This window comes from Phocaeicola coprocola DSM 17136 (genome assembly GCF_000154845.1).
GTDB classification, from domain to species: domain Bacteria; phylum Bacteroidota; class Bacteroidia; order Bacteroidales; family Bacteroidaceae; genus Phocaeicola; species Phocaeicola coprocola.
The window spans coordinates 20,938-39,790 of record NZ_DS981495.1; the positions used below are offsets into that span (position 1 = coordinate 20,938).

Sequence of the window (18,853 nt, forward strand, 5' to 3'; positions counted from 1 at the left end):
ATAAGCAATATGGTAGCTTTAATCGATACACATACACATCTCTTTGCAGAAGAGTTTGATGAAGATCGTGAGTTGGCAATTATTCGTGCTACAGAGGCCGGAGTGACACGTCTTTTTATGCCGAATATAGATGATACTTCAGTAGAAGCTATGTTGGCTTTATGTAACTCTCACGATGGGTGCTATCCCATGATAGGTTTTCATCCGACTTCGGTAGATGAAAACTGGAAAGAACGTCTGGGTACGGTAGAAAAATGGTTGCGCTCGGAGCAAGTTTTCTATGGTATCGGAGAGGTAGGGATGGACTTATACTGGGATAAGACATTTAAAAAAGAGCAGATGGAGGTACTCGATATTCAGGTGAAATGGGCTCTTGAGTATGATTTACCGCTGATTATTCACTGTCGTGAGGCTTATCCGGAGTTGCTTGAAGTTCTGGAACCCTATCGTAAAACATCACTTACCGGAATATTTCATAGTTTTACCGGTACAATAGAGGACGCACATAAGCTGATGGAGTATTCTGGATTTATGTTTGGCATAAATGGAGTCGTAACTTTTAAGAAAAGTATTTTGCCGGAAGTTTTGAAATCTGTACCTTTGAAGCGTTTAGCCCTGGAAACAGATTCACCTTATCTGGCACCAGTTCCTTATAGAGGAAAGCGCAATGAAAGTGCATACCTGGTAAAAGTGGCCGAAAAACTATCCGAAGTGTATGATGTTTCCTTGTCGGAAATAGGTCGTGTGACCTCGGAAAACGCGCTGAAAGTTTTTAAAAATGCCGAGAATAGTTTTTAAAGTTTATTAATTTTAGGGGTATAAATAAACTTTTGGCTAGTGAATGTTATGTAAGACGAAAAAAAAGAATACATTTGTGGCTGAAATCGCTTGCCGTTCGCATTTTTATTTGTAATTTGCGTTCGATTTAAGAAAAAGGCTTTCAAGCGAGGTCATGAGGAGAGGTGCTCGAGTGGTTGAAGAGGCACGCCTGGAAAGCGTGTATACGCCAAAAGCGTATCACGGGTTCGAATCCCGTTCTCTCCGCAGTGAGAAAAAGATGAAACAATTAAAAACAATTTATAACTATTAATTATTTAATCTTAAAAATTAGACACACAATGAAAAAGTTATTTGCAATTCTTGCAGTGATGGGAGTCCTCTCATTTGGAATGACTCAGACAGCTATGGCTCAGGATTCTACAGCTACAGCAGCTCCAGAACAAACAGAACAGGTTGCACCTGCTGCAACTGAAGAAGTAGCTACTGCTACAGTTGAAGAAGGCAGTATGCACAAAGAGTTGAAAACTAAGTTTATCGAAGGTGACGCTGGCTTTATGTCATTGGTTGCTATCGCATTGGTACTTGGTTTGGCTTTCTGTATCGAACGTATCATTTACTTGAGCTTGGCAGAAGTTGACGTTAAAAAATTGATGGCTAAAGTTGAAGCAGCTTTGGAAAAAGGTGATGTAGAAGGTGCTAAGACTATTTGCCGTAACACTCGTGGTCCTGTTGCTTCTATCTGCTATCAGGGTCTGATGAGAATCGACGAAGGTGTAGACGTTGTTGAACGTTCTGTAGTATCTTACGGTGGTGTTCAGGCTGGTTACCTTGAAAAAGGATGTTCTTGGATTACACTGTTCATCGCAATGGCTCCGTCTTTGGGATTCTTGGGTACTGTAATCGGTATGGTTATGGCGTTCGATAATATCCAGCGTGCAGGTGATATCTCTCCGACAGTTGTTGCTGGTGGTATGAAAGTTGCGTTGATCACTACTATCTTCGGTTTGATTGTAGCATTGATTCTTCAGGTATTCTATAACTACATTCTTTCTAAGATTGAAGCTATCACAAGTCAGATGGAAGATTCTTCTATCACATTGCTTGATATGATCATGAAATACAACTTGAAATACAAAAAATAATTTTTGAACAATGGCTAAATTATCATACAAAGTTTCTTACTACGTATTCTATGTCTGCATCGCCCTTATCTTGGTTGTGCTTGGCATGTTCTTCGGAGTAGGATACAACGAAACAAATGCAGCAGGTTTGGTTGAACCTGCTAATACGCCAGCTCTGATGTACTTAATGTACGGAATGTTTGCTGTGACTGTTATTGCTACACTTATTGGTGCTATCGCTCAGTTTGGTGGAGCATTGAAAGATAATCCGAAAGGCGCTGTTAAATCTTTGCTGGGATTGATCTTATTGGTTGTACTGTTAATCGTAACTTACAATATCGGTTCTTCTGAAACTGTTGTTTTAGGTGACGGATCTGAATATTCAGATGTAACAATGTTGAAAGTTTCTGATATGTTGCTTTACTCTACTTATGTATTGTTCGGTATCGCAGCTATCGGTACATTGATTAACTTGTCTGGTATCTTTAAAAAGTAATTATCATTGAAGTTTAATTAAACGAAGTAAGTAAAAATGGCAAAAAGGAATAGAAAAGTGCCGGGAATTAATGCTAGTTCAACGGCAGATATCGCCTTCATGTTGCTTATCTTCTTCCTTATTACAACATCAATGGATACTGACCGTGGTTTGGCGAGACGTTTGCCGCCTCCACCAGAAAACAAAGATCAGAAAGATGATATCATTGTTAAGGAAAGAAACGTTCTCCAGGTTCGTTTGAACAAAGACGACCAGTTGATGGTTGGTGGAGAATGGTCTGATATTAAGCAATTAAGAGAAAAGGCTAAAGAATTCATTGCAAACCCGAATGATGATCCTAACATGCCTGAAAAGCATGCAAAGAATATCCCATTCTTTGGTGATGTGATGATTACTGAAAAGCATGTAATTTCTGTACAGAACGACGTTGGTACAAGCTATGAAGCTTACCTTCAGGTTCAGAATGAATTGGTAGCTGCATATAACGAATTACGTAGCGAACTTGCTAAGTCTAAGTTTGGTAAGGAATATGCAGAATGTTCAGAGGAAGAGAAGGATGCTATTATGGATTACTATCCACAAAAGATTTCTGAAGCAGAACCTAAAAAATATGGAGGAAACTAATCATGGGAAAATTTAATAAGAGTGGCAAGCGTGAGATGCCTGAATTGAACACCTCTTCTTTGCCTGACCTTATCTTTACCATGTTGTTCTTCTTCATGATTGTAACAACTATGCGTGAAGTTACATTGAAGGTTCAGTTTAAGGTTCCTCAGGCTACAGAATTGGAAAAGCTTGAAAAGAAATCTTTGGTTTCTTTCATCTATATCGGTAAACCTTTGCCGGAATTCCAGAAGAAGATGGGTACTACTGACCGTATTCAGTTGAATGATAAGTTTGCTGAAGCATCAGAAGTTCAGGACTACATCTATCAGGAACGTGAAAACATGAAAGAAGCTGATAAGCCGTTTATGACTGTATCATTGAAAGTCGATGCTAAGACTAAGATGGGTATTGTAACAGAAGTAAAACAGGCACTTCGTCAGGCTTATGCTTTGAAGATTAACTATTCTGCTACACAGCGTCAGTAATAGTTTAAGATAAGCTATAATGAGAGAGGTTACTCCGTTGAAGAGTAACCTCTCTTTTTTTATTGAGATAATCAAAGTATGCCGTTTCTTATTGTCTTTCAGGTTTATTCTTGCAGATTCTGTTAGATTAAAACGAATATTCAGAAATATTAAAGGGAGGTAAATCTATAATGAAAAGGCCAGTATGCTCCATTAAAATGGAGCTGTATCAAAATAAAAAACTGAGATAGGTTTACTTATCATCTATATAAATTACGACATAAAAAACTCCTGCTTTTAGTCCTATTATTATAATAAATAAAGACTAAAGCAGGAGATTTTATTTCTCAGTTTTAATCTGTAAGATTTTTACTTTCGCTGTTCTATTTTGAAACAGCCTCATTTTTAGAAAACACATTATCTTTTGGTAGCGTCTTTCTATTTTCGATAAAGATATTCAAGCGTCAACTTATACGATTATCTTTATGCAATTAGAGATTGATATATCTTCAGCTATATTTATGTGTTTATGAGAATTGCGATGGTAATTGAGGCCCTTTCTAATTTACATTATATACTTTTTGATAGATCTCATTTCTTATTTCAGGATATTGCGGATCTATGTTATCTGTTCCAATATACATCAGATATAAAGGTACTCCTTCACCTCCCTTTCTGTAGGCTGGCTGAATGTAGTCTTTTTCACAAAGAGAAAAGCCACATCGCTTATAAAATTCTATCCGGCGCTTGCTCATTTCATCTTCTGGTCTTTCTACTTCCAAGATGATAATTCCTGAGAATTTCTTTTTGAGAGTTTCCATGATAAGTTTACCATAGCCTTTATTACGTATGGCTGGTGAGGTAGCCAAATGTTCTACATATCGAAAACCATTTAATTCCCAGACTGTAATCAATCCGATAAGACTCTCTTCTTTTTCATCCACGTTTTCTGTAATCAGATAGCAGTGGAATAACGGGTTATTGTCTGTATTAAACCGTTGGCAATCATCATCTCTGCGCTCGTTAAGAGGAAATGACTGATGTAAAAGTTCTTCTACAAAGTCATAATGTTTGTGATTCGTTTGGATTTTGGTAAATGTCAACATGGTTTTAAATATTTTAATCGGTATAGAAATGAATTGTTTTTTCGAGTGAACGTTCGCAAACAGGACAGAAACGAGGTGCTTCGTTTATTTTCATTCTGCATTCTGTTGTCGGACGATAGATTCCTTTTAATGTATATCCTCCTCCTTCGTATACACCTACTTTAGTGTATATCGTATTAGGGTCTGTTTCTGCTGGAGTGGGGACAGGAGTTTGTGCCGGAAGCATATCTTTCCATTTGCTTTCAAAATCAACCAGTGTAGTTATATTAGGTTCCCATGGTTCTACGCTATATGGGTATTGCGGACTGGGAGCTGTGTCATACGCATATTCGTCACCTAATCCTCCGAAACTATGGCCTAACTCATGTACTACTACGGGCTTAAACATCGGGTGATGTGCTGTAGTCAGCAAGTATGAATTATAGATACCTCCTCCACCGTAAGTGTCAGTATTGGCCAGAATAATGATATGCTCATAAGGAATGCCAGCAAGCCAGTTATGCATGGCTTTTACGCTGCGAGTTGTCAAGTAGCGGTCGGAATAGAATGTATCAAAATGAGAACTGACAGCAGTATTTTTCCATTTCCTTTTTCTCGGAATGCTCACTCCACTATCGTGAGAAGGTGTAGCTACTGCTACGACGTTGAAACGTTCTTTCAGATGCTTGAATGGTTCGTGAGCAAATATTGCTTCACAAGCAGTCTGGGAGTCTTTGTAGAAGGTTTCCATTTCGTCTTCGGTATATCCTTCAGCCATGATAGCGAGATCAATACATTTTTCGGGTGTACCGTTTTGAAGCAGATAGCGATGAGGAGTTATATGCGTTGTACCGCGTTGGTGAATAAGGATATCATCCGGATTGATTTCATGCGTGAGTGAAGCACAGGCCTGATGATAAACGTTCTTCAGTTCGATGGTTACCGTTGCTGGTTGTTTAGGATAGGGAAGTAAAAAAGTGTTTTCGAATCCCCTGGTCACACGGCTGGCTTCCTCTTCACTTACCCATTCTTGGAATAGGCTGGAAAAGGATGTACGGTATATTACCTTTCCAGATGCCTTATCTTTCATTGTAATCTGTCCGTTGCCTTCTAACGGAAGTTTATCAAGAAAATTTCTTCTTCCGGCCCATCCGGGAAGTGATACCAGTTCATCAAGGCTTATTTCTTGTTTTTGCGCATTTCCGTTGAACAAATAATCTACTCTCAGTGTTTTATTAATAAAGAAATCATCGAAGTTTTGTGCATATGCTCCAATCTGCGTGCATGCTGAAATCAGCAATGCCGCCCATATATTTTTTCTCATAATTCAAAAGATTTAAATTTTTACAAAGATAGGACTATCTGCCAATTTACTGCTAAAACAAAGATAAAAGTTATAATTGGTATCTAGCGTATGGAATAAATATACTATATTTGTACCAAATAAAACATTAATCAATGGGACATCATCAATTAGACAAATTAGACGAACAGATTTTGCGCTTGATTGCTGACAATGCTCGTATTCCATTTCTGGAAGTAGCTCGTGCTTGTAATGTCTCGGGTGCAGCGATTCATCAGCGTATTCAAAAGTTGACAAACTTGGGAATACTGAAAGGCTCCGAGTTTATAATAGATCCTGAAAAGGTCGGTTATGAAACTTGTGCTTATATTGGTTTGTTTCTGAGAGATCCCGAACAATTTGATTCGGTGACAGAAGCTCTAAAATGTATTCCCGAAGTGGTAGAGTGTCATTATACAACCGGACAATATGACATGTTCATAAAGATTTACGCCAGAAACAATCATCACTTGCTAAATATTATCCACGATAAGTTGCAGCCTTTGGGATTGGCGCGTTCGGAAACCATTATTTCTTTCCGTGAGGCTATTAAGCGTCAGATGCCGATACAAGATTTGGTGGACGATGATGAAGAATAACCTGATATATTGAGTATAGAGATATAAAAAAGTTTCCCCACTTAAAAACAGACTTATCTGTAAAAAGAAAGTCTTTTTTAAGTGGGGAAATTATTTTGATATCCTTTGAATATTCTCAGTTTCTTATTCCTTTACCTCTTCAAAGTCAATATATTCACCCTCGTCACTTCCAAATATCTTTTTCCTGCCCGATGTAGTTTCATTGGGCTGACGCTGTGAATTGCTTTCGCTGGAAGATGATGAGTTATACTGACTGTTTCGTGAACTCGTATTAGTCGAGGAAGATGCGTTTCCGGTTGTCATACGACGACCGATTCCTAATATTGTACGTATCACCTTGGAGATTAAGGCAAGTCCGATAACAAGAATTATCAGAATGAAAAAAAATAGAAATCCTAAAATATGAAACATAGTTATTGTTTTTATTCATAAAGTAACAATAACCGTGCCGCGATTATTGTTTTAATTATTTTTTACGTGTTGCCAATGACAGGAGAATATACCAGATAATGACCGCTGCTATACCGCTTAACTGGAAAATGATAAGCAATGGCAGACTGACAATCAAAAATATATAACTGACTTTGTTGTGTCCCCAAGACAAATCTTTAAACTTCAATGAGAACATTGGCAGTTCTGCGACAAGCAGTAATGACATGACTACCACTAATACAAAAAGATAGATAGCATTAAAATTGTCGGATATTAAAAAAGAATGTCCTCCTACAGCCAATGAAGCCCAGAATAATGCATTGGCAGGCGTAGGCATGCCGATAAAAGAACTGGTCTGGCGTTCGTCTATATTAAATTTGGCTAGTCTTAATCCCGAGAATACAGCAATCAGAAAAGCCGTGTATGGCATAATGCCTGCTACCGGCATTAAAAAATCCGGATAATATACTTCCTTGAACAAGGAAAAAGCAATGGCTGCCGGAGCCAGTCCGAATGTAATGTCATCAGCCAGTGAGTCTAGTTCTTTACCGATAGGAGATGATACATGTAGCAAACGTGCGGTCATTCCATCAAAGAAATCGAACATAGCACCTAATACAATGAATAATAAGGCTTCCTTATAATTGCCATGAAAAGCCATATACGCAGCTATACAACCTGAAAACAAGTTGCAGCTTGTAAGTGTATTGGGAATATTGCGAACGATTGCGTTTGCCATGTTTTTGCTTCCTTCCTGTATTACTTTAATTTTGCTATGACAGTCTGATTACCTGTTGTCTTTTGCCCCATCTTAACGCACACTTCAGTTCCCAGAGGCAAATATACGTCTACACGTGATCCGAATTTTATGAATCCCATGTGTTCGTCAATGTAGCAGTCTTCTCCTTTTTCTGCATAAGTAACGATACGGCGTGCTACTGCTCCCGCAATCTGTCTGGCCATGACCGTATGTCCTTCCGGAGTATCTATTACCACCATCGAGCGTTCGTTTTCTGTACTCGCTTTCGGTAACCATGCTTTCATGAAACGTCCGTTATGATGATCAACGTGACGAATAACTCCATCTACCGGATACCAGTTGGCATGAACGTTTGTAATATCCATAAAGATAGAAATCATCAGACGACGGTCATGAAAATATTCATGCTCATCTACTTCCTCTATCACAACGATACGACCATCGGCAGGGGCTACGACAATTTTTTCTGTTTCACCATCGAACAGACGGATAGGGCAACGGAAAAAATTTGCCATCAGCAGGTAAAGAATGATGCTGGCAAAAGCTATGATGTAGAAAGGCATTTTGCACTCTAATCCCCAATACAATGCTGCGTTGACAATAAGCAATAAAAGTGCGCTGGTGATTAGAATGTGAGTACCTTCCCGGTGTAATCTTATTTTCTTTATCTTTTTTATTTTGTTCAATCGGGTCATAACAAAGTTTATTTATCGTGCAAAAATATATTTAATTTAAAAACCTGCCAAATAAACAACCGTTAGAATTGTCCTTTATGCCTTTTTTTTACTAAAAAGTATTCATTCGTTACAAGTTTTATCGTTTGTAGTTGGTTGTTCTCCGAAAGCTCGGTATCTTTGAACTCTGTTTTTAATAATGAAAATATGCAAGATTTTGTTCATTTGCACGTCCATACTCAATATTCTATTCTCGATGGTCAGGCATCAATTCCCCGTTTAGTAGATAAAGCCATAGCCAACGGCATGCGAGGCATTGCTGTTACCGATCATGGTGATATGTTCGGTATAAAGGAATTCTTCAATTATGTAAATAAGAAGAATGGCGGGACCAACGGTGAAATAAAGGATTTGAAGAAAAAGATAGCTGCACTGGAAAGTGGAAAAGCTGAGTCGGAGAATCCGGAAGTCGACCTTGCTGCTTGCCGTGAACAGTTGGAAGCTGCCAAGAAGAAGCTCTTCAAGCCGATTATCGGTTGTGAAATGTATGTCGCACGCCGTCGTCTGACTGATAAGGAAGGAAAGGCTGACCAGAGTGGATACCACCTGGTGGTACTTGCTAAAAACCTGAAGGGTTATCACAACCTTATCAAACTGGTATCGAAAGCATGGACCGAGGGATTCTATATGCGTCCGCGTACCGACCGTGTGGAACTGGAAAAATATCACGAAGGACTGATTGTCTGTTCGGCATGTTTGGGTGGAGAGATTCCACGCCGCATTACGGCAGGTCAGTTTGCAGAGGCAGAAGAAGCTATCCAGTGGTATAAGAATCTGTTTGGCGATGATTTTTATCTTGAACTTCAGCGTCACAAGGCTACTGTACCTCGTGCAAATCATGAAACTTACAAGCTTCAGGAAGTTGTAAATCAAAAATTGGTAGAGTATTCAAAAAAATATAATATCAAACTGGTGTGTACAAACGATGTACACTTTGTCGATGAAGAAAATGCTGAAGCACACGACCGTCTAATCTGTTTGAGTACGGGTAAGGATCTGGACGATCCTAACCGTATGCTTTATACCAAACAGGAGTGGATGAAAACCCGTGAAGAAATGAACGAAGTGTTTGCCGATGTGCCCGAAGCACTGGCGAATACTTGCGATATATGCGATCAGGTAGAGTTTTATTCGATCGATAATGCGCCTATCATGCCTACTTTTGCCATTCCCGAAGATTTCGGAACAGAAGAGGAATATCGTAAGAAATTCACCGAAAAAGATTTGTTCGATGAATTTACCCAAGATGAAAATGGCAATGTGGTCATGGATGAAGCGTCGGCAAAGGCCAAGATTGAGCGACTGGGAGGTTACGAAAAGCTGTATCGTATCAAGCTGGAAGCCGATTATCTGGCAAAGCTGGCATACGACGGAGCACGCCGCCGTTATGGTGAGCATCTGGAAGATGAAGTAAAAGAACGTATCAAGTTCGAACTTCATATCATGAAAACCATGGGTTTCCCGGGTTACTTCCTTATTGTACAGGACTTTATTTCTGCGGCCCGCAATCAACTTGATGTATCTGTCGGTCCGGGACGTGGATCAGCAGCCGGTTCGGCTGTAGCCTACTGTCTGGGTATTACGCAGATCGACCCTATCAAATACGATTTGCTGTTCGAGCGTTTCCTGAACCCTGACCGTATTTCTTTGCCTGATATCGATGTCGACTTCGATGATGACGGACGAGGACGCGTGTTGAATTGGGTAACTGAGAAGTACGGACAGGAAAAGGTTGCTCATATTATTACATACGGTACGATGGCTACCAAGCTTGCCATTAAGGATGTAGCACGTGTACAGAAATTGCCTCTTTCGGAGTCCGACCGTTTGTGTAAGCTTGTACCCGATAAGATTCCTGATAAGAAACTTAACTTGCCCAATGCAATAGCCTATGTGCCCGAGCTTCAGGCAGCCGAAGTATCGTCGGACCCTGTGCTTCGTGATACCATTAAGTACGCCAAGATGTTGGAAGGAAACGTCCGCAATACGGGTGTACATGCCTGTGGTACTATTATCTGCCGTGACGATATTACTGACTGGGTTCCTGTCAGTACGGCCGACGATAAAGAAACCGGCGAGAAGATGCTCGTTACCCAGTATGAAGGTTCGGTTATTGAAGATACGGGACTGATCAAGATGGACTTCCTGGGGCTGAAGACACTCTCCATCATCAAGGAAGCTCTCGAAAATATTAAGCAGAGTAAAGGAATTATCCTGAATATAGACGAGATACCTATCGACGACCCTGCTACTTACCGCCTTTATAGTGAGGGTAGAACCATCGGTACGTTCCAGTTCGAATCGGCTGGTATGCAGAAATATCTTCGTGAACTTCAGCCGACTACGTTCGAGGATTTGATTGCCATGAATGCCCTTTACCGTCCGGGACCGATGGATTATATCCCCGACTTTATCGACCGTAAGCAAGGACGTAAGCCTATCGAGTACGATATTCCCGTCATGGAGAAGTATCTGAAAGATACATACGGTATTACTGTCTATCAGGAGCAGGTGATGTTGCTGTCGCGTCTGCTTGCCGACTTTACCCGTGGTGAATCGGATGCCTTGCGTAAGGCGATGGGTAAGAAGTTGCGCGACAAGCTGGATCATATGAAGCCTAAGTTTATCGAGGGAGGTAAGAAAAACGGTCATGATCCGAAGATTCTGGAAAAGATCTGGGCAGACTGGGAAAAATTTGCTTCCTACGCCTTCAATAAGTCGCATGCTACCTGCTATTCGTGGGTTGCCTATCAGACTGCTTATCTGAAAGCCAACTATCCGTCGGAATATATGGCGGCTACCATGAGCCGTAACATTTCGAACATTACCGAAATTACCAAACTGATGGACGAAAGTAAGGCTACCGGGGTGAATGTACTGGGTCCTGATGTAAACGAAAGTAGCCTGAAATTCTCTGTAAACCGTCATGGAGATATCCGTTTCGGACTGGGAGCTATTAAGGGAGTGGGAGAATCTGCTGTACAAAGCATCTTGACCGAACGGCAGAAAAACGGACCGTTTAAAGATATCTTCGACTTTGTGCAGCGTGTGAATCTTTCGGCATGTAACCGTAAGAATATCGAAAATCTGGCTTTGGCCGGAGCATTCGACAGCTTCCCGAACATTCATCGCGAAGACTTCTTTGTAAAGAATGCCAAAGACGAAACATTTGTCGAAGTACTGGTGCGTTATGGAAACAAATATCAGATGGATAAGGCAGCTGCCGCCAATTCGTTGTTTGGTGGTGAGCATGAGGTGGAAATAGCTACTCCCGAAATTGTCCGTGCATCGGCATGGAGCGATCTGGAACGCTTGAACAAAGAGCGTGAACTAGTAGGTATTTATCTGTCTGCACATCCGCTGGATGAGTTTTCTGTAATACTTGAAAATGTATGCAATACCCATATGGCACAACTGTCTGATCTGACTCCGTTGCAGAATCATGACCTGACACTGGGAGGTATCGTAACCGGTGTACGCGAAGGATATACCAAAACAGGAAAACCTTTTGGCGTGGCAAAAGTGGAAGACTATTCCGGTACGGCCGAATTTGCATTTTTTGGCAATGAATGGGTAGAAAAGAAAAACTTTTTTGCCGAAGGAATGTTTTTATTTATGCACGGTAAGTGTCAGCCTCGCCAGTGGAAGCAGGAAGAATGGGAAGTGAAGATCAATAACATCGAACTGCTGTCGGAAGTAAAAGACCGGCTGATAGAAAAGCTGACGGTTACCGCTCCTTTGTCTGCTGTCAACGACGAGATGATTATGGAGCTGAGTTCGCTGGTAAAAGAAAATCCCGGAAATGCCGAACTGTACTTCTATATCCGAGATGAAGACGGACAGATGTATGTCAATCTGATGTCACGTACAATGAAAATATCAGTACGAAAAGACATTGTAAATTATTTAAAAAGTCAGCCATTGTTGGACTATAAAATAAATTAGTATATATTTGCGTATATAATTGAATAACCTAAACAACTAGAATTATGGCATTGAACATTAAAGATGACAATTTTGAAGCTATTGTAGCAGAAGGAAAACCTGTAGTATTGGATTTCTGGGCTACTTGGTGTGGACCTTGTAAGCAGATTGCTCCTTACATCGAAGAATTGGCAGAAGAGTATAAAGATACTGTAAACATCGGTAAATGTGATGTAGACGATAACGCTGATCTTCCTGCACAGTTTGGTGTACGTAATATTCCTACCGTATTGTTCATCAAGAACGGTGAAGTGGTAGACAAACAGGTTGGTGCTACTACAAAGGCTGCTTTGAAAGAAAAAGTTGAAGCTTTATTGAAATAAAATAACTTAAAACGCGCTAAGACTATGGGAATGGAAGACGATTTCTTGTTGGAAGATGAGGACGATGAAAAAACCATCGAGTTTATTAAGAACTATTTGCCTCAGGATTTGAAAGAGAAGTTTACAGACGACGATTTGTATTACATTCTCGACTTGATAGTAGACTATTATACAACCAGCGGATGTCTGGACGCTCAACCTGACGAAGAAGGTTACATCAACATCGACCAGGATGAAATTGTAAACTACATAGTCAAAGAGGCTGCAAAAGACGGTATGGGACCTTTCGAATCCGACGATGTGTTCTTTGTAGTTCAGGGCGAAATGGAATACGGAAATTCATTGGGACAAGTCGATTGATTTGTCAGCAAGAAATAGGGAAAAAGAGGCTTTCTTCAAAAATGAGGAAGCCTCTTTTTTTGATGTTTTTTTTAAGAATTTTATATTTGTGTTATGCAGTTTTCTTGTGTAATAAGCTACTGCGAATTTATTTTACAGGAGTGAGGGTAAAACAGTCTAAATCGGGAGACCAGCTGAATCGGCTTCCTATTCTTATCACATTATATCCTTTTTGTAAATTTACGGTGAATGTCGTTTGAGCGACACCTTTAGAACGGTCTGTTTCCAATTTGTCGACCACTGTCATGTTTCCGTTGACAGTAACTTCCAAGCGGCGGTCACTTATTTCACGTTCTTTCTTTTCGGCAGGTATGTATTGAACTGTCATCTGGTACGTACCACCTTGTTCACTGAAAACTTCATTCCATTGTGCGTAGTTGTCTTTATGTCCGCCAAGATTGGTTATTGTCATGCCTCCGGATGCTGTTTCGAAAGGCATGAAAGCTATTCCCCGTTTACGTTTTCCCAAGTCGTCAAACTGATTCAGATAAGCCTGTTCTGCCTCGTAGCGGGTAGGTTTCATACGTCTTTCACCTTCTACTCTCAGAATTTTTGTTCCGTGAGGGAGTACATCAAACTGTATGAAGTCTGTTACCGAACGTTCATCTTTTTGTTTCACAAGGTCGCGTATACGTGTTGTACCTTCCAGTTCGAGTACTGATAAGGGAACCCGGAAGGAACAGGTTTCTTCGGTCGGGTTATATAGAGCTACTGCCCGTACTGTTCCTCTTTTTTCTTCGATGTCTTTTACCAGTACATATCCTCTATGCTCGTGTTGCACTACATACGCCTGAAGTCCCAGCGGATCTTGGTTCAGTGCGATGAGTTCCTTATTTTTCAGCAGTTGCAGTGAAGATGCCGGGATGGCAGTCAGATCGCAGCCGATCAGCAGTGGTGAACTCATTATGCACCACATGCCAAAGTGAGTTTCCTCCTCTTCCGGCTTTAATCCTCGTCCTATTTCCAGCATGTCCATATCATTGTAATGTCCGTTACCGGCAAAGGCTGAGAGATACAGATTTTTGTCGATTATATATTTGACAGATTCCCACGACGGATTGATATCTCCGCTGATTCTCCAGGAACGTGCCAGACTGCTTACCCATGTACCCGGATAAGCCCATCGGCAGATATTCAGAGAAATATTTCGTGGGCAAACTTCGCGGATGGCATTAACAATTTCCGTATATCTTTCTTGTTCTTCAAGGTCGAGCTGCTGTCCGGCTCCGCAGTAGTCAGTCTTGATAAAATCGAATCCCCATTCGTTGAAGAAAAGGTTGGCGTCCTGATGTTCAAATCCATAAAGACCAACCCCAATTCCGTTTTTATCTCCATCCCAAAGCGAACCGCATGTGTTGGCTCCCGCTTCCGAATAAATACCAGCTTTCAGTCCCAGTGAATGGATATAGTCGGCTATTCCTTTCATTCCGTTTGGAAAACGTTGTGGATGGGTATGCAGGATACCTTTCTCATCGCGGAATCCGAAGAATCCGTCATCGATGTTTATGAAATGATAGCCAACCTTGTCAAGGCCCTGTGAAATCATGGCATCTGCCTGTTTCTTGATCAGCTCTTCGTTGATATTGACGCGGTAAGTGTTCCATGAACTCCATCCCATTATAGGTGGTTCTACGTAATTGACTTGTGCATAGCCTCCCAGTGCAATGATTCCGAGTAAGCTTGCTGTGAAGCATTTTTTGAGGTTGGTGTTTTTCATAGATTAGTTGTTACTTAGATGCATCCCTGAATGGAAAGGAAGAAGAATACTCCCGTAGCTATCATCAGCAGACCGATGGCGGCATAAAACAGACGTGCACGGTTTCTGCCGGCATTGGCTACGATGAATTGTGTGTTATGGGCCGTAAAAAACCAGTCCCAGTTGAATAGGGCAGCCAGCAACGCCAGCAGCCCCACCAGGACAAATATGCCCTGTATGATATAGTGTGTCACCATAATGCATTATTCTTCGGCATCGAAGCGGACGGTACGAGTGCCGTCTTCGTTTTCTTCGATATATACCTTTACTGCATTGCCCGGAAGCAAGTCTTCTATCAGTTCAGGCCATTCGATAAAGCACAGAGCTCCACTGTAAAAATAATCTTCATACCCCATGTCGTATACTTCTTCCAGTTTCTTGATACGGTAGAAGTCGAAATGATAAATCAGTTCTCCAGTAGTTTCCGAACGATACTCATTTACGATAGCGAATGTAGGTGAGTTGATGACATCTGTTACTCCCAGTTCTTCGCATACAGCTTTGGTAAAAGTAGTCTTTCCTGCTCCCATTTTGCCGTAGAAGGCAAATACTGTGTTATCGCCCATGGCTGCAATAAACTCTTTGGCAGCTTCGTGGATATGATCGAGTGAAGTAATTTTTATTTCCATAAGTATCTGTTTTTATTGTTCTTGCAAAAGTAAGTAAAAATCGCGAATATTTATTCCTGTTTACGGAACTGCCGGCAGATTTTTGCTGCGACATATATCAGTATGGATATAAAGATGATGGCTGCTCCTGAAGGAATCTGATATTTGTATGAGAACAGCAGTCCGCCCAGACAACTGATATAGCCGATGCCGATAGACAGCCAGATGATATTCTTGAAACGGCTGGTAAACAAGTTTGCCGTCATCTGTGGGAGAGTGAGTAGCGAGATGGCAAGCACGATGCCTACCATGCGCAGACATGATACGATAGTCAGAGCGATAAACATCATCAGCAGATACTCGAAAGTGGCTACGGGAAGATGTTGTGAACGCGCGAACTCACGGTCGAAAGCGATAGCTACAATTGGGCGTAGAAACAGTGAAAAGAATATGATAAGCACTATACTCAGTATACCAAGCAGCAGTATGTCACTTTGTGTGATGGTAAGTATATTTCCGAAAAGGAATGAAGAAAGGTCGGGAGTGAATCCCGGAGCAAGGAAACTGAAAATGATTCCGATAGCCATTCCGAATGTCCAGAATACAGCAATGGCAGAATCTTCACGCATATCACTCCGCTTGCTGAGCCATTCTACTCCGAAAGCTGACAGCACCGAAAAGATGGCTGCCGTGAGTAGGGGAGAAATACCCGTATAGAGTCCGATTCCGATACCTCCGAAAGAAGCATGTGTGATTCCTCCGCTGATAAAAACAAGCCGACGGGTGACAATGTAGGTTCCGATAATTCCGCAGGCGATGCTGGCAAACAGACTACCCAGTAAGGCATGTTGGAAAAAAGTATATTGTAACAGTTCTAATATATCCATGATAGTTGTATTCGGTAATGAGACAGACCGGCAGGAAGATTAATGAAATCTTCGTTCTCCTACGATAAGGAAAAGTTCATCTTTCAGTTCGTCGGGCAATTCAATGCCGCGAAGTTGCAGACTCCGGCTCCATCCTGCCACATCCACTTCCTGCATGGAGTACAGAATGTCGCGGAACTCTTCGATTTCCTCTTCCGAATATCCGTCAGAAGGACGTCCTTTGAAGCGGTCCAGTTCTTCGTCGTCGTAATATTCTATTTGCTTGCTTACAGCTGCCAGCAGACTTTCTTTTTCACAAATCTGATGCTGACCGCAGCATTCACTGTCTACGGTTACTACAGGAGGAGCTTCTTCCAGCTCTCCACGATCGATTTTCTTTTGTATGTTCCGGTTATAGAAATATCCGGCTACCAGTCCGAATAATGCTACTCCTATCAGTATGACAATAAGTATCCACATGATGATTTATTCCTCCGTGATGTTGAATCCCGCATGTATCAGGTTTTCCCAGTAATGCGGATATGATTTGGTAACTACTTGCGGATGATTGATGTATATATCTCCCAATCGGATGCAGACGGGAGCAAAAGCCATAGCCATGCGATGGTCTTCGTAAGTGTCTATGCAAGGGCTGGTGTCAGGAGTACAGCGTTCACCGTTCCACGACAGTACGGAACCTTCGCTTTCTGTAATGAGGTATCCCAGCTTTTTCATTTCGGCTATTAAAGCGGCTATGCGGTCGGTTTCTTTAATTTTCAGGCTCTGAAGTCCGGAGAAACGGAAAGGAATACCCATTACGGCACAAGTCACTACAAATGTCTGGGCTAAGTCAGGCTGATTAACGAAATCGTATTCCATGCGTGCAGTGATTTTTCCTGTTTTTCGAAGAGTCACTTCACGTTCCCCATAAACTGTTTCTACCCCCAGCTGTTCGAATAACCGTGCTACTTCCGAGTCACCTTGCGGGCTTTCGCGGAATAATCCCGGCAGACAGACTGTTGCCTGTTCCGATAATGCGCAGATTTCATACCAGTACGAAGCCGCGCTCCAGTCACTCTCTACATAATAGGGAACAGCTTGATAAGGTTGAGGCTTTACTTCCAGTTGATTTTCACTGATCCAGGCAACATTGGCTCCAAAGTCGCGCATCAGTTTCAGCGTAAGGTCGATATATGGGCGAGATACAATTTCTCCCGTCAGTGTAAGCTTTAGTCCGTTAGTCAGTGCCGGACCTATCATCAGCAAGGCAGAGATATATTGTGAACTTACATTTCCTGGCAAAGTCACTTCACTGTTTACCAGCTTGCGTCCTACGATGCGCAACGGTGGAAAACCTTCATTGCCTGCATATTCTACGTCAGCTCCCAGTGCACGGAGTGCATTGACCAGTATGCTGATAGGGCGCTGCTGCATACGCTGTGTTCCGGTTATGATGTGTGTGCCTTCGCCTACGGCAAGAAAAGCCGTCAGGAAACGCATGGCCGTACCGGCCGCCATAATGTCGATGATGGAAGGCATGTGTTGCAAAGCCTGTATCATCACCCGTGTGTCGTCGCAGTCGGACAGGTTTTCCGGGTGACAGTTTCCTTTGGCAAGGGCATTGATTATCAGTGCACGGTTGCAGATGCTTTTCGATGAAGGAAGCTGTATGCAAGTATTTATTCCGTGGGGGGAAGTGACTTTTATCCGCTTCATGCTATATCTTTTCTTGTTGTTTGCAAATTTGTTGTGTGGCAAAGATAGAAAAAAACGAAGAATTTATGAGGGCAACTCATTCAAATTCCGTCCCAATTCTATTTTCTCGAACTTGTATCCCAGACGTTTCAGCTCGATGGCTGCACCGATACGGAACATTGTGCGGCAGGCACGTGCGAAAACATGAAAAGCCATCGGACTCTGAGGTTCTATCTGTTCATGGCGTATCATGCTTACTGTAGCTTGTCCGCAGCGGCGGATAATGTCTTCCAGCTGACCCGCTTCTTTGCTGTCGAGCGGTAGCTGCAGCAGATCGCGTACGATGTGTTCGTCCATATCATCGAAACCTTGCTCACCGTAATACGACTGATAGCTGACCTGTGCGTAATATTCCCAGTCTTCATCCCATCCAAAAGCGACTCCCAGGCCAAGATAAGCAGCCCAAGCTACTGATACGACAGGATAATCACGAATTTGTCCTACTGCATCGGCTACATATTCGGGAGCCAGGTCGTGCCAGCGGTTGTCTATGTCATCGGCAGCAAGTAGCGTGCTGTCGAGCATGCCGTAATTGGTACACAAGTGCAGTAACTCTTGCTGTAGTTTCTCTTCAAAGTTGTTTAAATATTCTGTATTCATCTGTTTTCTTATTTTTTGCCAAAGATAGGCATTTTTACGTTTAGGAAATTAGGCATGAACAGAAAAACAGACATCAAACTTTAGGGAATTGGCAAAAAATACTGGCAGAATTTACTATCATAAATTCCGTTTGCGTACAAAAT

The 18,853-nt window shown here is 41.7% G+C and carries 21 protein-coding genes and 1 tRNA gene; 10 read left to right on the forward strand and 12 right to left on the reverse strand.

What is annotated here, in order from left to right; translation table 11 throughout:
* Positions 1 to 9: 9 nt before the first annotated feature.
* The 6 genes from BACCOP_RS13715 to BACCOP_RS13740 all read left to right on the forward strand — a co-directional run bounded on the left by BACCOP_RS13715 (position 10) and on the right by BACCOP_RS13740 (position 3,488).
* Positions 10 to 798, forward strand: a complete 789-nt coding sequence (locus tag BACCOP_RS13715) for a TatD family hydrolase (RefSeq protein ID WP_007570119.1) — start codon at positions 10 to 12, stop codon at positions 796 to 798.
* A 158-nt stretch (positions 799 to 956) separates the two neighbouring features.
* A tRNA-Ser gene (locus tag BACCOP_RS13720) sits at positions 957 to 1,044 on the forward strand.
* Between the two features lie 74 nt (positions 1,045 to 1,118).
* A complete protein-coding gene (locus tag BACCOP_RS13725) occupies positions 1,119 to 1,922 on the forward strand; it encodes a MotA/TolQ/ExbB proton channel family protein (protein WP_007570120.1) in 804 nt (267 codons plus the stop codon).
* Between the two features lie 10 nt (positions 1,923 to 1,932).
* The gene (locus BACCOP_RS13730; RefSeq protein ID WP_007570121.1) at positions 1,933 to 2,397 is read left to right on the forward strand and encodes a hypothetical protein; all 465 of its coding nucleotides are present in this window, start codon (positions 1,933 to 1,935) and stop codon (positions 2,395 to 2,397) included.
* Between the two features lie 36 nt (positions 2,398 to 2,433).
* Complete coding sequence (locus tag BACCOP_RS13735; protein WP_007570122.1) at positions 2,434 to 3,021, forward strand: ExbD/TolR family protein; 588 nt, start codon at positions 2,434 to 2,436, stop codon at positions 3,019 to 3,021.
* A 2-nt stretch (positions 3,022 to 3,023) separates the two neighbouring features.
* Positions 3,024 to 3,488 (forward strand): ExbD/TolR family protein, encoded by a 465-nt coding sequence (locus BACCOP_RS13740; protein WP_007570123.1) that lies wholly within the window; start codon positions 3,024 to 3,026, stop codon positions 3,486 to 3,488.
* Positions 3,489 to 4,027: 539 nt separating this feature from the next.
* Here the strand turns inward: BACCOP_RS13740 and BACCOP_RS13745 are convergent.
* Together BACCOP_RS13745 and BACCOP_RS13750 are read right to left on the reverse strand one after the other, a co-directional pair.
* Entirely contained in the window at positions 4,028 to 4,573 is a 546-nt protein-coding gene (locus BACCOP_RS13745) for a GNAT family N-acetyltransferase (RefSeq protein ID WP_007570125.1), read from the reverse strand.
* Positions 4,574 to 4,586: 13 nt separating this feature from the next.
* Entirely contained in the window at positions 4,587 to 5,876 is a 1,290-nt protein-coding gene (locus BACCOP_RS13750; protein WP_007570126.1) for a M64 family metallopeptidase, read from the reverse strand.
* Positions 5,877 to 6,010: 134 nt separating this feature from the next.
* On the opposite strand from BACCOP_RS13750, the gene BACCOP_RS13755 reads away from it, so the two are divergent.
* Positions 6,011 to 6,493, forward strand: a complete 483-nt coding sequence (locus tag BACCOP_RS13755; protein WP_007570128.1) for an Lrp/AsnC family transcriptional regulator — start codon at positions 6,011 to 6,013, stop codon at positions 6,491 to 6,493.
* Between the two features lie 123 nt (positions 6,494 to 6,616).
* Here the strand turns inward: BACCOP_RS13755 and BACCOP_RS13760 are convergent, their stop codons facing one another.
* From BACCOP_RS13760 to BACCOP_RS13770, 3 genes are read right to left on the reverse strand one after another with little or no spacing between them, the layout of a single operon-like run.
* The gene (locus BACCOP_RS13760) at positions 6,617 to 6,904 is read right to left on the reverse strand and encodes a DUF4834 family protein (protein ID WP_007570131.1); all 288 of its coding nucleotides are present in this window, start codon (positions 6,902 to 6,904) and stop codon (positions 6,617 to 6,619) included.
* A gap of 55 nt (positions 6,905 to 6,959) precedes the next feature.
* A complete protein-coding gene (gene pssA, locus BACCOP_RS13765; protein WP_022124779.1) occupies positions 6,960 to 7,664 on the reverse strand; it encodes a CDP-diacylglycerol--serine O-phosphatidyltransferase in 705 nt (234 codons plus the stop codon).
* A gap of 20 nt (positions 7,665 to 7,684) precedes the next feature.
* Positions 7,685 to 8,380, reverse strand: a complete 696-nt coding sequence (locus BACCOP_RS13770) for a phosphatidylserine decarboxylase family protein (protein ID WP_007570135.1) — start codon at positions 8,378 to 8,380, stop codon at positions 7,685 to 7,687.
* A gap of 186 nt (positions 8,381 to 8,566) precedes the next feature.
* On the opposite strand from BACCOP_RS13770, the gene dnaE reads away from it, so the two are divergent.
* Genes dnaE through BACCOP_RS13785 form a run of 3 tightly spaced genes read left to right on the forward strand, consistent with a single transcriptional unit; the run spans position 8,567 to position 13,086 of the window.
* Positions 8,567 to 12,364, forward strand: coding sequence for a DNA polymerase III subunit alpha (gene dnaE / locus BACCOP_RS13775; protein ID WP_007570137.1), 3,798 nt, complete (start codon positions 8,567 to 8,569; stop codon positions 12,362 to 12,364).
* Between the two features lie 44 nt (positions 12,365 to 12,408).
* The gene (gene trxA / locus BACCOP_RS13780) at positions 12,409 to 12,726 is read left to right on the forward strand and encodes a thioredoxin (protein WP_007570140.1); all 318 of its coding nucleotides are present in this window, start codon (positions 12,409 to 12,411) and stop codon (positions 12,724 to 12,726) included.
* A 24-nt stretch (positions 12,727 to 12,750) separates the two neighbouring features.
* Complete coding sequence (locus BACCOP_RS13785) at positions 12,751 to 13,086, forward strand: hypothetical protein (protein WP_007570142.1); 336 nt, start codon at positions 12,751 to 12,753, stop codon at positions 13,084 to 13,086.
* A 127-nt stretch (positions 13,087 to 13,213) separates the two neighbouring features.
* On the opposite strand, the gene BACCOP_RS13790 is transcribed toward BACCOP_RS13785, so the two are convergent.
* The 7 genes from BACCOP_RS13790 to BACCOP_RS13820 form a co-directional block, all read right to left on the reverse strand.
* Positions 13,214 to 14,842, reverse strand: coding sequence for an alpha-galactosidase D (locus BACCOP_RS13790; protein WP_007570144.1), 1,629 nt, complete (start codon positions 14,840 to 14,842; stop codon positions 13,214 to 13,216).
* 14 nt (positions 14,843 to 14,856) lie between these two features.
* Positions 14,857 to 15,078, reverse strand: coding sequence for an immunity 17 family protein (locus BACCOP_RS13795; protein WP_007570145.1), 222 nt, complete (start codon positions 15,076 to 15,078; stop codon positions 14,857 to 14,859).
* 6 nt (positions 15,079 to 15,084) lie between these two features.
* Complete coding sequence (tsaE, locus tag BACCOP_RS13800; RefSeq protein ID WP_007570147.1) at positions 15,085 to 15,510, reverse strand: tRNA (adenosine(37)-N6)-threonylcarbamoyltransferase complex ATPase subunit type 1 TsaE; 426 nt, start codon at positions 15,508 to 15,510, stop codon at positions 15,085 to 15,087.
* A 50-nt stretch (positions 15,511 to 15,560) separates the two neighbouring features.
* Complete coding sequence (locus BACCOP_RS13805; protein WP_007570149.1) at positions 15,561 to 16,376, reverse strand: metal ABC transporter permease; 816 nt, start codon at positions 16,374 to 16,376, stop codon at positions 15,561 to 15,563.
* 39 nt (positions 16,377 to 16,415) lie between these two features.
* On the reverse strand, positions 16,416 to 16,835 hold the full coding sequence (locus BACCOP_RS13810; RefSeq protein WP_007570151.1) for a hypothetical protein: 420 nt from the start codon (positions 16,833 to 16,835) through the stop codon (positions 16,416 to 16,418).
* A gap of 6 nt (positions 16,836 to 16,841) precedes the next feature.
* On the reverse strand, positions 16,842 to 18,071 hold the full coding sequence (locus BACCOP_RS13815; protein ID WP_040312097.1) for a 3-phosphoshikimate 1-carboxyvinyltransferase: 1,230 nt from the start codon (positions 18,069 to 18,071) through the stop codon (positions 16,842 to 16,844).
* Between the two features lie 63 nt (positions 18,072 to 18,134).
* The gene (locus tag BACCOP_RS13820) at positions 18,135 to 18,710 is read right to left on the reverse strand and encodes a hypothetical protein (protein WP_007570156.1); all 576 of its coding nucleotides are present in this window, start codon (positions 18,708 to 18,710) and stop codon (positions 18,135 to 18,137) included.
* Positions 18,711 to 18,853 lie beyond the last annotated feature (143 nt).

Excerpts from the sequence above, each read along its gene's own strand:
- BACCOP_RS13770 (WP_007570135.1), bottom strand. The coding sequence starts at position 8,380 with ATGACCCGATTGAACAAAATAAAAAAGATAAAGAAAATAAGATTACAC.
- BACCOP_RS13790 (WP_007570144.1), bottom strand. The coding sequence starts at position 14,842 with ATGAAAAACACCAACCTCAAAAAATGCTTCACAGCAAGCTTACTCGGA.
- trxA (WP_007570140.1), top strand. The coding sequence starts at position 12,409 with ATGGCATTGAACATTAAAGATGACAATTTTGAAGCTATTGTAGCAGAA.
- BACCOP_RS13760 (WP_007570131.1), bottom strand. The coding sequence starts at position 6,904 with ATGTTTCATATTTTAGGATTTCTATTTTTTTTCATTCTGATAATTCTT.
- BACCOP_RS13730 (WP_007570121.1), top strand. The coding sequence starts at position 1,933 with ATGGCTAAATTATCATACAAAGTTTCTTACTACGTATTCTATGTCTGC.
- BACCOP_RS13740 (WP_007570123.1), top strand. The coding sequence starts at position 3,024 with ATGGGAAAATTTAATAAGAGTGGCAAGCGTGAGATGCCTGAATTGAAC.
- BACCOP_RS13745 (WP_007570125.1), bottom strand. The coding sequence starts at position 4,573 with ATGTTGACATTTACCAAAATCCAAACGAATCACAAACATTATGACTTT.
- BACCOP_RS13725 (WP_007570120.1), top strand. The coding sequence starts at position 1,119 with ATGAAAAAGTTATTTGCAATTCTTGCAGTGATGGGAGTCCTCTCATTT.
- BACCOP_RS13795 (WP_007570145.1), bottom strand. The coding sequence starts at position 15,078 with ATGGTGACACACTATATCATACAGGGCATATTTGTCCTGGTGGGGCTG.
- BACCOP_RS13815 (WP_040312097.1), bottom strand. The coding sequence starts at position 18,071 with ATGAAGCGGATAAAAGTCACTTCCCCCCACGGAATAAATACTTGCATA.
- BACCOP_RS13810 (WP_007570151.1), bottom strand. The coding sequence starts at position 16,835 with ATGTGGATACTTATTGTCATACTGATAGGAGTAGCATTATTCGGACTG.
- BACCOP_RS13750 (WP_007570126.1), bottom strand. The coding sequence starts at position 5,876 with ATGAGAAAAAATATATGGGCGGCATTGCTGATTTCAGCATGCACGCAG.
- tsaE (WP_007570147.1), bottom strand. The coding sequence starts at position 15,510 with ATGGAAATAAAAATTACTTCACTCGATCATATCCACGAAGCTGCCAAA.
- BACCOP_RS13755 (WP_007570128.1), top strand. The coding sequence starts at position 6,011 with ATGGGACATCATCAATTAGACAAATTAGACGAACAGATTTTGCGCTTG.
- pssA (WP_022124779.1), bottom strand. The coding sequence starts at position 7,664 with ATGGCAAACGCAATCGTTCGCAATATTCCCAATACACTTACAAGCTGC.
- BACCOP_RS13715 (WP_007570119.1), top strand. The coding sequence starts at position 10 with ATGGTAGCTTTAATCGATACACATACACATCTCTTTGCAGAAGAGTTT.
- BACCOP_RS13785 (WP_007570142.1), top strand. The coding sequence starts at position 12,751 with ATGGGAATGGAAGACGATTTCTTGTTGGAAGATGAGGACGATGAAAAA.
- dnaE (WP_007570137.1), top strand. The coding sequence starts at position 8,567 with ATGCAAGATTTTGTTCATTTGCACGTCCATACTCAATATTCTATTCTC.
- BACCOP_RS13805 (WP_007570149.1), bottom strand. The coding sequence starts at position 16,376 with ATGGATATATTAGAACTGTTACAATATACTTTTTTCCAACATGCCTTA.
- BACCOP_RS13735 (WP_007570122.1), top strand. The coding sequence starts at position 2,434 with ATGGCAAAAAGGAATAGAAAAGTGCCGGGAATTAATGCTAGTTCAACG.
- BACCOP_RS13820 (WP_007570156.1), bottom strand. The coding sequence starts at position 18,710 with ATGAATACAGAATATTTAAACAACTTTGAAGAGAAACTACAGCAAGAG.